The 13522-nt window shown below is 33.1% G+C and carries 15 protein-coding genes; 9 read left to right on the top strand and 6 right to left on the bottom strand.

Annotation, left to right across the window (positions count from 1 at the left end):
- Positions 1–10: 10 nt before the first annotated feature.
- The 5 genes from KI230_RS11510 to KI230_RS11490 are packed head-to-tail and all read right to left on the bottom strand — an operon-like array spanning position 11 to position 3596.
- A complete protein-coding gene (locus KI230_RS11510) occupies positions 11–700 on the bottom strand; it encodes an urease accessory protein UreF (protein ID WP_045178372.1) in 690 nt (229 codons plus the stop codon).
- Complete coding sequence (gene ureE, locus KI230_RS11505) at positions 693–1145, bottom strand: urease accessory protein UreE (protein ID WP_000634589.1); 453 nt, start codon at positions 1143–1145, stop codon at positions 693–695. The genes KI230_RS11510 and ureE overlap by 8 nt, the downstream gene beginning before the upstream one ends.
- A gap of 12 nt (positions 1146–1157) precedes the next feature.
- The gene (gene ureC, locus KI230_RS11500) at positions 1158–2873 is read right to left on the bottom strand and encodes an urease subunit alpha (protein WP_000008673.1); all 1716 of its coding nucleotides are present in this window, start codon (positions 2871–2873) and stop codon (positions 1158–1160) included.
- Positions 2870–3280 (bottom strand): urease subunit beta, encoded by a 411-nt coding sequence (locus tag KI230_RS11495; RefSeq protein ID WP_000612128.1) that lies wholly within the window; start codon positions 3278–3280, stop codon positions 2870–2872. The genes ureC and KI230_RS11495 overlap by 4 nt, the downstream gene beginning before the upstream one ends.
- 13 nt (positions 3281–3293) lie before the next feature.
- Positions 3294–3596, bottom strand: coding sequence for an urease subunit gamma (locus tag KI230_RS11490; RefSeq protein WP_000545928.1), 303 nt, complete (start codon positions 3594–3596; stop codon positions 3294–3296).
- Between the two features lie 259 nt (positions 3597–3855).
- Between KI230_RS11490 and yut the strand changes: the two genes are divergently transcribed.
- The 6 genes from yut to KI230_RS11460 all read left to right on the top strand — a co-directional run bounded on the left by yut (position 3856) and on the right by KI230_RS11460 (position 10107).
- Positions 3856–4761 (top strand): urea transporter, encoded by a 906-nt coding sequence (gene yut, locus KI230_RS11485; RefSeq protein WP_000691099.1) that lies wholly within the window; start codon positions 3856–3858, stop codon positions 4759–4761.
- A 212-nt stretch (positions 4762–4973) separates the two neighbouring features.
- Positions 4974–6128 (top strand): acyl-CoA dehydrogenase family protein, encoded by a 1155-nt coding sequence (locus KI230_RS11480; protein ID WP_045178375.1) that lies wholly within the window; start codon positions 4974–4976, stop codon positions 6126–6128.
- Positions 6129–6341: 213 nt separating this feature from the next.
- The gene (locus KI230_RS11475; RefSeq protein WP_000735038.1) at positions 6342–7250 is read left to right on the top strand and encodes an ABC transporter substrate-binding protein; all 909 of its coding nucleotides are present in this window, start codon (positions 6342–6344) and stop codon (positions 7248–7250) included.
- A gap of 398 nt (positions 7251–7648) precedes the next feature.
- On the top strand, positions 7649–8590 hold the full coding sequence (locus tag KI230_RS11470) for a nucleoside hydrolase (protein WP_000163416.1): 942 nt from the start codon (positions 7649–7651) through the stop codon (positions 8588–8590).
- Positions 8591–8710: 120 nt separating this feature from the next.
- Complete coding sequence (locus KI230_RS11465; RefSeq protein ID WP_000208736.1) at positions 8711–9265, top strand: biotin transporter BioY; 555 nt, start codon at positions 8711–8713, stop codon at positions 9263–9265.
- Positions 9266–9336: 71 nt separating this feature from the next.
- Positions 9337–10107, top strand: a complete 771-nt coding sequence (locus KI230_RS11460) for a GNAT family N-acetyltransferase (protein WP_000146741.1) — start codon at positions 9337–9339, stop codon at positions 10105–10107.
- A 171-nt stretch (positions 10108–10278) separates the two neighbouring features.
- On the opposite strand, the gene fdhD is transcribed toward KI230_RS11460, so the two are convergent.
- On the bottom strand, positions 10279–11076 hold the full coding sequence (gene fdhD / locus KI230_RS11455) for a formate dehydrogenase accessory sulfurtransferase FdhD (protein WP_001030825.1): 798 nt from the start codon (positions 11074–11076) through the stop codon (positions 10279–10281).
- Between the two features lie 289 nt (positions 11077–11365).
- On the opposite strand from fdhD, the gene modA reads away from it, so the two are divergent.
- The 3 genes from modA to KI230_RS11440 are packed head-to-tail and all read left to right on the top strand — an operon-like array spanning position 11366 to position 13439.
- Positions 11366–12148, top strand: coding sequence for a molybdate ABC transporter substrate-binding protein (gene modA, locus KI230_RS11450; protein WP_000782736.1), 783 nt, complete (start codon positions 11366–11368; stop codon positions 12146–12148).
- A 13-nt stretch (positions 12149–12161) separates the two neighbouring features.
- Positions 12162–12833: a molybdate ABC transporter permease subunit gene (gene modB / locus KI230_RS11445; protein ID WP_001113093.1), complete on the top strand. Its 672-nt coding sequence runs from the start codon at positions 12162–12164 to the stop codon at positions 12831–12833.
- Positions 12834–13439: an ATP-binding cassette domain-containing protein gene (locus tag KI230_RS11440; RefSeq protein ID WP_000913019.1), complete on the top strand. Its 606-nt coding sequence runs from the start codon at positions 12834–12836 to the stop codon at positions 13437–13439.
- Positions 13440–13522: the final 83 nt, after the last annotated feature.

The raw sequence follows: 13522 nt of genomic DNA, 5'->3' as shown, positions 1-13522 counted from the left end.
TTATAACCTCCTATGATATGAAAATTCTAACATTGACGTTCTCATGCGCCATTTGATTTAGTTCTAAACCAGGCGCTGTCATGCCAAAATCTGCTTCTTTTAATTCGAAAATCTGCTTTCTTGTTCCTTCTATATAAGGAATCATGTGAGTAACTATCTTTTGACCAGCAGTTTGTCCAAGTGGAATAGCACGAACAGCATTTTGAGTTAAACTTGAAACATTTTGATATAAATAGTAATCAATAATCGTTTCAATATCTACACTTAAATGATGGCCTAGCATAGTAAAACAAATAGCTGGATTTAACTTTGCTTTCTTATCTTGCATTTGTTGATGATACCAAGCAATCCATGGGCTATTATAAAGTTCTAAAGCCAATTTAACCATGCGAGTCCCCATTTGTTTTGCACCAACACGTGTTTCTTTAGGTAAGTTTTGAACAAACATCAGTTTATCTATGTGTAATACTTTTTGTGTATCATCATTTTCCAATGCATCATAAACTAAACGCATGGCTAAACCATCAGAATAGGTAAGTTGCTCTTGTAAAAACATTTTTAACCAAGCAATAAAAGTATGATCGTCATGAATTATATTTCGTTGAATATATGTTTCAAGACCAAATGAATGACTGAAAGCACCTGTTGGAAACTGTGAATCACAGAACTGAAATAATCTTAAGTGTGTATGATCAATCATGAGAATGCCCTATATGTCTGAAAGCCTTATTAACTTTACGGTCTTCTCGAACATATGGGATGCCTAAACTTTTTAATAAATCTTCAACTAAATAATCATATTGTACTAGCATTTCAGTCTCTGTAAATTGTGCTGGCAAATGACGATTTCCTAATTGATGGGCTATATCTCCCATTTCTTGCAATGTTCTTGGTTGAATCACTAAAAGATCTTCTGAATTAACATCCACAATAATCATATTATGGTCATCTGCGTATAAAATATCTCCATATTGTAAGTCAATAGGTTGTTTTAAACGAATGCCTATTTCAGTGCCATGGTCTGTAACGACTCTTTGAATACGTTTAACAAGATCTGAATTTTCAAGGTATACTTTTTCGACGTGCTTTTGTTTTTCTGAATTTGACAAATTGGCAATATTGCCTTGGATTTCTTCAACAATCATTCTATGTTCCTCCTAGAATAAGAAGTATCTTTGAGTTAATGGTAACTCAGTTGCTGCATTACTTGTAATTTTTTCTCCATCTACATATACTTCATATGTTTGTGGATCAACGTCTAATTTAGGTGTTGCACTGTTATTTTTCATATCTGCTTTAGATAATTGTCTAATATTTTTAACTGGACGCACCATGCGTTTTAAATTTAATGCACGATTGATACCATTTTCATAAGCAGTTTTAGACACGAATGTCATTGACGTACTTGTAAGGTTTCCGCCGTATTGACCATACATTTTACGGTACTTCATCGGTTCAGATGTAGGTATAGAACCATTTGCATCGCCATTTACGGCAGAGTTAATTAATCCGCCCTTTACAACTAATTCAGGTTTAACCCCAAAGAAAATTGGGTCCCATAAGACAATGTCAGCTAGTTTGCCCGGCTCGATAGATCCTACATATTCAGAAATACCATGTGTAATTGCTGGGTTAATTGTATATTTAGCGATATAACGTTTGATGCGATTATTATCATTATGTTCAAAATCACCATCTAAAGGACCACGTTGTTCTTTCATGCGATGTGCTACTTGCCATGTTCGTGTAATTACTTCACCTACACGGCCCATTGCTTGTGAATCGGAACTAATCATACTGAATACACCCATATCTTGCAGAACATCTTCTGCTGCAATCGTTTCTTTACGAATACGTGAATCTGCGAATGCGATATCTTCAGGAATAGCCGCATTTAAATGGTGAGTAATCATTACCATATCTAAATGTTCATCTACAGTATTATGTGTATAAGGCAAAGTTGGATTTGTAGATGAAGGTAAAATATTTGAAAATGCAGCGGATTTAATTAAATCAGGCGCATGACCGCCACCAGCACCTTCAGTATGGTACATATGAAGTACACGGTCTTTAACAGCAGCCATTGTGTCTTCCATAAATCCTGCTTCATTTAAAGTATCTGCATGTAATGCAATTTGAACATCAAATTCATCAGCAACATCTAATGCATGACTCAAAGCAGATGGTGTTGCACCCCAGTCTTCATGTACTTTTAATCCAATTGCTCCGGCATTGATTTGTTCAATGAGTGCAGTTGGATTTGTTGCTTGTCCTTTACCTGTAAAACCGACATTAATAGGTAAACCTTCGGCAGCTTCTAACATTCTATGAATATGCCATGGACCTGGAGTTACAGTTGTTGCTTTAGAACCTTCTGAAGCACCAGTACCACCACCAATATGAGTCGTAATACCACTTTCTAATGCGACCTCTGCTTGTTCAGGATTAATAAAATGAACATGAGTATCAATACCACCAGCAGTGACGATTTTACCTTCAGCGGCAATGATATCTGTTGTTGAACCTATAATAATGTCGACATTATCCATTATATCTGGGTTGCCGGCATTACCTATGGCGAAAATATAACCATTTTTAATGCCTATATCAGCTTTAACCACTTTATCGTAATCGATAATAACGGCATTAGAAATGACAAGGTCTGCAACGTTCACGTCATCACGTGTTACACGAGGATTTTGCGCCATACCGTCTCTAATAGATTTACCACCACCAAAAGTAGCTTCTTCACCATAAACCGCATAGTCTTTTTCTATTTGAGCAAATAGATTCGTATCACCTAAACGAATGGAATCTCCAACAGTTGGACCGTATAAGCTCGTATATTGATTTTGCGTCATTTTAAAGCTCATGATCTTTTTCCTCCTTTTTTATTCACGTTTTCAGCACCGTTATCTCCGAATACACCTGCATATTCATCATTTTCATCAGTTGGGCGATAGACACGTGACTCATCGATAGGACCATTGACCATACCACGAAAACCAAAAATTTTACGTTTGCCAGCATATTCAACTAATTGAACTTCTTTTTTATCCCCAGGTTCAAATCGAACAGCTGCTCCAGCTGGAATATCTAAATGTTTTCCATATGCCATTTCACGTTCGAAATCTAATGCTGCATTTGCTTCATAAAAATGAAAATGTGAGCCCACTTGAATTGGTCGATCTCCTGTATTTTCAACTTCGATAACTGTTTCAGGATGATGGTTATTAATTTCAACCTCTGTACTTTTTGTAATAATTTCTCCTGGTATCATTTGACTGCCTCCTTTAAACAATAGGGTGATGTACTGTGATTAACTTAGTACCATCGGGGAACGTAGCCTCGATTTCGATATCTGTAATCATGTGTTCGACACCATCCATGACATCTTCTTTGTTTAGAATTTGTCTACCATAACTCATTAACTCTGCAACGGTCTTACCATCGCGTGCACCTTCTAATAATTCATCGCTGATTAAAGCTAATGCCTCAGGATGATTTAGTTTCAAACCACGTGCTTTACGACGACGCGCAACTTCCGCCGCCACTACAATCATTAATTTGTCTTGCTCTCGTTGTGTAAAATGCAAATTAAAACCTCCAATTTCATATTAGATACAATTTACAAAATTTATATTAATCCTAATTGTTGTGATAAACAAGTAATATACAAAGTTCAATGTGTAATTAGAAAATTATATTTTTAGCATATCCGCTATTGAATCAAACAATCTAATCATAAACAAATAGTGGAATATATTTATGTAAAAACCAAAATAGTTTTTAATATAACTTTTCGTAGAATAGTAGTATATTAATGAGTAATGATTCAAAGGAAAGGTGAAAGATTTGAAGATAATAGATGTACTTTTGAAAAATATTTCTCAGGTTGTGTTAATTAGTAATAAATGGACAGGATTATTTATCTTAATAGGATTATTTGTTGCCGATTGGACAATTGGATTAGCGGCTATTGTAGGTAGCATCATCGCCTATACTTTTGCGCGTTTTATAAATTATAGTGAGGCAGAGGTTAATGATGGGTTAGCCGGATTTAATCCAGTGTTAACTGCCATTGCGTTAACAATCTTTTTAGATAAGTCAGGATTAGATATTGTTATAACAATGATAGCAACTTTATTAACGTTACCAGTTGCTGCTGCAGTGAGAGAAGTTTTAAGACCATATAAAGTTCCGATGCTGACGATGCCTTTTGTCATTGTGACTTGGTTTACAATTTTACTTTCAGGACAGGTTAAATTTGTAGATACATCGTTAAAGTTAATGCCTCAAAACATTGAAACGGTTAATTTTAGCAACAATGATAGAATACATTTCATTCAGTCATTATTTGAAGGATTCAGTCAAGTATTTATCGAAGCGAGTGTAATTGGTGGCGTATGTATTTTAATCGGTATATTGATAGCATCAAGAAAAGCAGCACTCTTAGCTGTTATAGCTAGTTTGTTAAGCTTTATCATTGTAGCTCTATTAGGTGGTAATTATGATGATATTAATCAGGGATTATTCGGTTATAACTTTGTATTAATGGCAATCGCACTAGGATATACATTTAAAACAGCGATTAACCCTTATATTTCGACTTTTTTAGGTGTGTTATTAACAGTAGTGGTGCAACTAGGTACAACAACATTGCTTGAACCGTTTGGCTTACCTGCATTAACATTGCCATTTATTATTGTGACATGGATTTTATTATTTGCTGGTATTAAACATGACAAAGTAGATGCTTGATAGTTAAATCAAACCTAATATTGTTTGAATATCACCTTAAACTATACAGCGAATTGTATAGTTTTTGGTGTATTTTTATGGAATTAAGTGCATACTTAATCGAATTATCAGTTTTCTTTTAATTGTTCACAGCACGTTCCTTTTTATTTTTAAAGTCGAGTGTTAAACTAGGAATAAATAATTTATATTGTGTGTTGTGTGGGGTGACTAATATGAATGATATGGATAATTCCTTTTTAATAACAACGGAAATTCAAAGAAAATGGATTGAAAAATTCAAAGTAATTAGAGATACATTTAAGGCTAAAGCTGAATATAATGATCAACATAGCCAATTTCCATATAAAAATATTGAATGGTTAATTAAAGAAGGTTATGGAAAATTAACGTTACCAAAAGCATATGGTGGTGAAGGTGCGACCATAGAAGACATGGTTATTTTGCAATCATTTTTAGGCGAAATTGATGGTGCCACAGCATTATCTATTGGTTGGCATGTGAGTGTCGTAGGACAAATTTATGAACAGAAATTATGGTCTCAAGATATGTTGGAGCAATTTGCTGTTGAAATTAATAATGGTGCATTAGTTAATAGAGCAGTTAGTGAAGCTGAAATGGGTAGTCCAACAAGAGGGGGAAGACCAAGTACACATGCTGTTAAAGCTGATGATGGGTATATTTTAAATGGTGTGAAGACATATACATCAATGAGTAAAGCACTAACACATATTATTGTTGCTGCTTATATAGAAGAATTAGAAAGTGTTGGTTTTTTCTTAGTAGACAGGAATTTGCCTGGTGTTGAAATTGCCGATAATTGGGACGTATTAGGTATGCGAGCGACAGAAAGTCATGATTTAATATTAAATGATGTAAAAGTACCATTAAAACATTTAGTGGAAACAGAGAAAAGTAAAGCGCCAAATGGTTGGATATTGCATATACCAAGCTGTTATTTAGGTATAGCACAAGCTGCTAGAAATTATGCTGTAGACTTTGCAATCCAACATAGCCCTAATAGTATTGAAGGAACGATTGCAACATTGCCAACTGTGCAACAAAATTTAGGGAAAATGGAAACGCTATTGTTATGTGCGAGACAATTTTTATGGAGTACAGCAAAAGGCTATCAACAATATAAAGATGACAGTCAGATAAGAAATTCAACAAGTGCGAGTAAAGTGATGGTAATGAATCAAGGGCTTGAAGTGATTGATTTAGCGATGAGAATAGTTGGTGCTAAAAGCTTAGAAATGAATCGACCATTACAACGTTACTATCGTGACATGCGTGCAGGATTACACAATCCACCTATGGAAGATGCAGCATATACAAATATTGCTAAGAGTATTACAGATACATTTTAAATTTTAAAAGGTAAATCGATCGTTGATTGGCATAAAGAGATGAAATTTGACGTTCGGATTTACCCTTTTTTTGTGGGGATTTATAGGGATGTTAAGATATTTTGTTAAATTTTTTGCGAAAATAAAAAATAAATAACACTAGCTATTGTAAATGTATATGCAATCTTGTATAATTTTTGAATGATTGATAATCATTTTCAATAGGAGGAAATTATGAAAAAACTATTATTACCATTAATAATTATGTTATTAGTGTTAGCTGCGTGTGGGAACCAAGGTGAAAAAAATAACAAAGCTGAAACTAAATCTTATAAAATGGACGATGGCAAAACGGTAGATATTCCGAAAGACCCTAAACGCATTGCAGTAGTTGCGCCAACATATGCTGGTGGACTTAAAAAATTAGGTGCAAACATTGTAGCTGTAAATCAACAAGTCGATCAAAGCAAAGTATTAAAAGATAAATTTAAAGGTGTTACAAAAATTGGTGATGGCGATGTAGAAAAAGTTGCTAAAGAAAAGCCAGATTTAATTATTGTATACTCTACTGACAAAGATATTAAAAAATATCAAAAAGTAGCACCAACAGTAGTTGTTGACTATAATAAGCATAAATATTTAGAACAACAAGAAATGTTAGGGAAAATTGTTGGTAAAGAAGATAAAGTAAAAGCTTGGAAGAAAGATTGGGAAGAAACAACTGCTAAAGACGGTAAAGAAATTAAAAAAGCAATTGGACAAGATGCAACAGTGTCATTGTTTGATGAATTTGATAAAAAATTATACACTTACGGCGATAACTGGGGTCGTGGTGGAGAAGTATTATATCAAGCATTTGGTTTAAAAATGCAACCAGAACAACAAAAGTTAACTGCAAAAGCAGGTTGGGCTGAAGTGAAACAAGAAGAAATTGAAAAATATGCTGGTGATTACATTGTGAGTACAAGTGAAGGTAAACCTACACCAGGATACGAATCAACAAACATGTGGAAGAATTTGAAAGCTACTAAAGAAGGACATATTGTTAAAGTTGATGCTGGTACATACTGGTACAACGATCCTTATACATTAGATTTCATGCGTAAAGATTTAAAAGAAAAATTAATTAAAGCTGCAAAATAATTCAGCTATATAAGTTAGTGAAATGAGAGTCTGAAACATATCAATCTTTTGATATTGTATTAGGCTCTTATTTTTATAGCTAGAAAGTTAGATATTTGTATTTTTTTAAATAATAAGTGCCGTTGTTATCGTTCAATTTAATTAATGATAGATTAGTATTATTATAGCTAAAGTAGTATACCTGAGAAAATAGCTCAATGTATCTCTTTATTAATAAGTTATATCATAATTATTTTAGTGCATACTTTATGGAAGGGATATCAGGGAATGGCTTTCAATTAAAGAAGAGGTTTAAAAGGATTACAACAGAATGTTATGATTTTGTAGAAAGATATATAACAACGTTTTATAAAAACATAATATTGTTAATGGAAAATGAAATGTAAGGGGGATTTCGAGTGACTAAGAAAGTTTATTTTAACCACGATGGTGGTGTAGATGATTTAGTATCTCTATTTTTATTATTACAAATGGAAAACGTTCAATTGATAGGGGTCAGTACAATTGGTGCTGATTGTTATTTAGAGCCATCTTTGAGCGCATCAGTAAAAATTATTAATCGTTTTTCAAATGAAGATATTCAAGTTGCGCCATCATATGAACGAGGAAAAAATCCATTTCCTAAAGAATGGCGTATGCATGCCTTTTTTATGGACGCATTGCCAATTTTAAATGAGCCAGTCAAACATGTTGCTTCAAATGTGAGCGACAAAGAAGCCTTTGAAGACATTATTCAAACTTTAAAGAGACAATCAGAAAAAGTAACATTATTATTTACAGGCCCGCTTACAGATTTAGCAAAAGCACTACAAAAAGATTCATCTATCGTTCAGTATATAGAAAAATTAGTTTGGATGGGTGGCACCTTTTTACCAAAAGGAAATGTTGAAGAACCTGAGCATGATGGTTCTGCAGAATGGAATGCATATTGGGATCCAGAAGCGGTTAAAATTGTTTTTGATAGCGATATAGAGATTGATATGGTTGCTTTAGAAAGTACGAATCAAGTACCGCTAACGTTAGATGTTAGACAAAGATGGGCGAATGAACGCCAATATACGGGCATTGATTTTTTAGGAGTAAGTTATGCAGCGGTACCACCATTAACACACTTTATAACAAATTCTACTTACTTTTTATGGGATGTTTTAACGACTGCTTATATTGGTAACAAGGACTTGGTTCATTCAATTGAGAAAAAAGTCGATGTAATAAGTTATGGACCAAGTCAAGGTAAGACATTTGAGTGTAAAGATGGGCGCAAAATTAATGTCATAAATCATGTAGATAACAACGCATTTTTTGATTATATAACTGCACTTGCTAAAAAAGTAAATTAACAGCTGTGTAGAATAATTAAGGTTTTAATTTATATAGAACAACTTATTGTAAACTTTTCGTTTCTTAAAGTTTACAATGGTGCTATAATAATGGTCATGAAATACGAAAGGAAGTAAAAAATGACAACAAAACAGTTAGTATATACAGCTTTAATGACAGCGATTATCGCTATTTTAGGATTGGTACCGGTAATTCCACTACCATTTTCTTCAGTACCAATTGTACTTCAAAACATTGGTATTTTCTTAGCAGGTGTGATTTTAGGACGTAAATATGGCACATTAAGTGTTATCGTCTTTTTATTATTAGTAGTTGCTGGCTTGCCATTGTTATCAGGTGGTCGCGGTGGCATCGGTGTATTCGCAGGTCCTTCAGCAGGGTTTTTACTATTATATCCAGTTGTAGCATTCATGATTGGTGCGATTCGAGATAGATTCATCAATGAAATTAATTTCTGGATTTTATTCGTTGGTATTTTAGTTTTTGGTGTTATAGCATTAGATGTTATTGGTACATTGATTATGGGCATGATTATTAACATACCATTTACGAAAGCTATTTCAATTTCATTAGCTTATTTGCCTGGTGATATATTAAAAGCAATTGTAGCAAGTTTGATTGGTACAGCTTTACTTAATCACTCGCAGTTTCGTCAAATTATGGGAATAAAATAATCATATTTAAGATAGTAAAGTAATTGAATAAGTTGCTTTGAAATTTATAAAAGTGAAAGGAGTAGGTGTCAATGGCTAGTATAAGTATGTCAGATATATATTGTAACGGCACTATATTTGAAAATGACGACGAGCAGTTGATTTATTTAACGCCTTCTTTTCCACAACGATACACAAGTAACACATGGATATATAAAAAGACGCCTACCGAAGAGCGATGGCTGAAAGACTTAGAGCGTCAACATCAATTACATACAAATCAAGGTTCAAATCATTATGCGTTTAGTTTCCCGGAAAATGAACAACTTGATAATCATTGGATGGCTATGTTTAAAGATATGAATTTTGAACTAGGTATTATGGAATTGTATGCCATAGAAAGTGATGCGCTTGCCAATTTGCCGCGTAACTCTGACGTTGAAATTGCCATCGTTGACGAGTCGCATATAGATGCCTATTTAAAAGTTGCATATCAGTTTAGTCTGCCATTTGGAAAAGACTATGCAGATGCACATGAAGAAATGGTAAGGGAACATTATCAAAAAGATGTGATTAAACGCTTAGTAGCTTATTTAAATAATGAACCTATTGGCGTTGTAGATGTCATTGAAAGTGAAAATTACATTGAATTAGATGGATTTGGTGTATTAGAACAATTTCGGCACCAAGGAATTGGATCTACAATTCAATCGTTGATAGGTGAATACGCCATATCAAAAAATCACAAACCAATCATATTAGTTGCAGATGGTGAAGATACAGCAAAAGATATGTATGCAAAGCAAGGTTATGTTTACCAATCATTTTGTTATCAAATATTAAAAGAAGATATTGGCAATTAACGATTGATGATAGGTTTGTATTAGAATAAAAAAGCAGTAAGCTGGTTTCGAGTAGAAATCAACTTACTGCTTTTTAAATTGTTTTGAGCTACTTATACTTATAAAAATAGTGCGTTTAAATTGTTGATTCATGTAGAATATCGTTCATTATGACACACTATAATGAATATGTTATTGTTCAGAATCAATGATACGTTCTGGATGACTGTATATATTAAAGCCACCATTTCGAATAAATCCAACTGCCGTAATATTTAGGTCATTAGCTAAGGTTACAGCAAGCGTTGTCGGAGCTGATTTAGATAAAATGACGCCAACACCAATTTTTGCGGCTTTAATTAAAATTTCTGATGAAATACGTCCACTAAAAATTAATACTTTATCTCGGACAGTAATATGTCGCTGAATACAAAATCCATATAATTTATCTAGAGCGTTATGTCTACCAATGTCTTGTCGATGTACAAAAAATGTCAAACCATCGCTTATAGCAGCATTATGTAAGCCACCTGTTTCTTGGTAAATATGACTTGCACTTTGTAATCGAGTCATCATGTTAATAATTTGCATTGGAGTTAAAGTGATTTTAGACATAGATGTTTTAGCGATAGCAGCATCATTTTGAAAATAAAACTCACGACTCTTTCCACAACAAGATGCAATCATTCGTTTTGTGGAATATTGAAAGCGATCGCCTAAATCTTTATTAAGTTCAACATGGGCAAAACCTTTACTATCATCAATCAGCACAGATTTTAATTCATCTCGCTTTAAAATGGCACCTTCCGAAGCCAGAAATCCAATGACTAACTCCTCAAGGTTTGTTGGACTGCATATAACAGTCGCAAATTCTTCACCATTCACCATAATTGTAAGTGGAAATTCTGTCACATATTGATCTGTTGTATTGAATAATTTTCCATCTTCATATCTAACAATTGGTTGACCTAAAGATACATCTTTGTTCATTATCTAACCCCTTTAATTAGCTTAAACTTTATTTTAAAGCAATTTGCTTAAAATTTTAACATATTTGCTTAAGTTTGAAATTTGATTTATAAAAATTAATAGCGAGCAATCTGTTTGATTTAAATTGAATTCGAGAGTATACATACTAGGGGATCAATTAATAAATATCAATCTTATGCAAATTTGACAATTGTTTGAATCAATATATAAACAGGCAACGGTTCTTTTCAAATATAATAGTAAGTGTATAATGAAAATGTAAATATTATTAAAAATGGGGGTTCACTCAATGAAAATGAAACGTTTTATAGCTATTGTAATGGCATTATTTTTAGTATTAGCTGGTTGCTCTAATTCTAACGATAATAATGAAAGTAAAAAAGATGACGCAGACAATGGTAAGAAACAAGAGATTCAAGTTGCAGCGGCAGCAAGTTTAACAGATGTAACCAAGAAATTAGCTTCAGAATTTAAAAAAGAGCATAAAAATGCTGATATTAAATTTAACTATGGTGGATCAGGGGCATTAAGAAAACAAATTGAATCAGGCGCACCTGTTGACGTATTTATGTCTGCAAATACTAAAGATGTAGATGCATTAAAAGACAAGAATAAAGCGCATGATACATATAAATATGCGAAAAATAGTCTAGTATTAATTGGTGATAAAGATTCAAATTACACTTCAGTAAAAGACTTAAAAGACAATGATAAATTAGCATTAGGTGAAGTGAAAACTGTACCAGCAGGAAAATATGCGAAACAGTATTTAGATAACAATAACTTATTTAAAGAAGTCGAAAGTAAAATCGTTTATGCTAAAGATGTAAAACAAGTATTAAATTATGTTGAAAAGGGTAATGCGAAACAAGGTTTTGTGTATAAAACTGACTTATATAAACAAAACAAAAAAATTGATACTGTAAAAGTAATTAAAGAAGTAGAACTTAAGAAGCCAATCACATACGAAGCTGGTGCTACATCAGATAGTAAATTAGCAAAAGAGTGGATGGAATTCTTAAAATCAGATAAAGCTAAAGAAATATTAAAAGAATACCACTTTGCAGCATAAGGAGTTGTAATCCATGCCTGACTTAACACCTTTTTGGATATCAATACGAGTTGCTGTAATCAGTACGATTATTGTAACGGTTTTAGGTATTTTTATATCTAAATGGTTGTATCGTCGTAAGGGTTCGTGGGTTAAAGTATTGGAAAGTTTATTGATATTACCTATTGTTTTGCCGCCAACGGTATTAGGTTTTATTCTATTAATCATCTTCTCGCCAAGAGGACCAATCGGTCAATTCTTTGCGAATGTACTACATTTACCTGTAGTGTTCACTTTGACAGGTGCTGTGATAGCATCTGTCATTGTTAGTTTTCCACTAATGTATCAACATACTGTGCAAGGCTTCAGAGGTATAGACACGAAAATGATTAATACAGCTAGAACAATGGGAGCAAGTGAAACGAAAATTTTCCTCAAATTAATTTTACCATTAGCTAAACGCTCTATTTTAGCAGGTATAATGATGAGTTTTGCTCGTGCATTAGGTGAGTTTGGTGCTACATTAATGGTTGCAGGATATATTCCAAATAAAACGAATACACTACCTTTAGAAATATACTTCTTAGTGGAACAAGGTAGAGAAAATGAAGCGTGGTTATGGGTATTAGTGCTAGTCGCATTCTCTATTGTGGTTATATCTACAATTAATTTATTGAATAAAGATAAATATAAGGAGGTCGACTAGATGCTTAAAATCAATGTGAAATATCAATTAAAGAACACTTTAATTCGCATCAATATAGATGATACTGAACCAAAAATTTATGCAGTTCGTGGTCCATCTGGCATTGGTAAAACTACTGTTTTAAATATGATTGCCGGATTACGTAAAGCAGATGAAGCTATTATCGAAGTGAATGGGCAATTACTTACTGATACGGCAAAAAACGTGAATGTTAAAATTCAACAACGACGTATTGGATATCTGTTTCAAGACTACCAATTGTTTCCTAATATGACGGTCTATAAAAATATTACTTTTATGGCTGAACCATCTGAACACATCGATCAATTAATTCAAACTTTAAACATTGATCATTTGATGAAACAATATCCTATGACATTGTCAGGTGGAGAGGCGCAACGTGTAGCACTTGCACGTGCACTTAGCACGAAACCAGATTTAATTTTATTAGATGAACCTTTTTCTAGTTTGGATGATACTACAAAAGATGAGAGTATTACATTAGTTAAACGTATTTTCAACGAATGGCAAATACCAATCATATTTGTGACACATTCAAACTATGAAGCAGAACAAATGGCTCATGAAATTATTACAATTGGGTAATCATTTATTTGCCATTAAAGAGTTTAGAACGTATTTAAAATTGTAGAAGTGAATGCTTCTATCAGCATTTTAATGATGTTTTA

The sequence above is a fragment of the Staphylococcus sp. MZ3 genome, from assembly GCF_018622755.1.
GTDB classification, from domain to species: Bacteria; Bacillota; Bacilli; order Staphylococcales; family Staphylococcaceae; genus Staphylococcus; species Staphylococcus aureus.
Note: the sequence above shows the minus strand (reverse complement) of the source record. Positions and strands in the feature narration are given on the sequence as shown.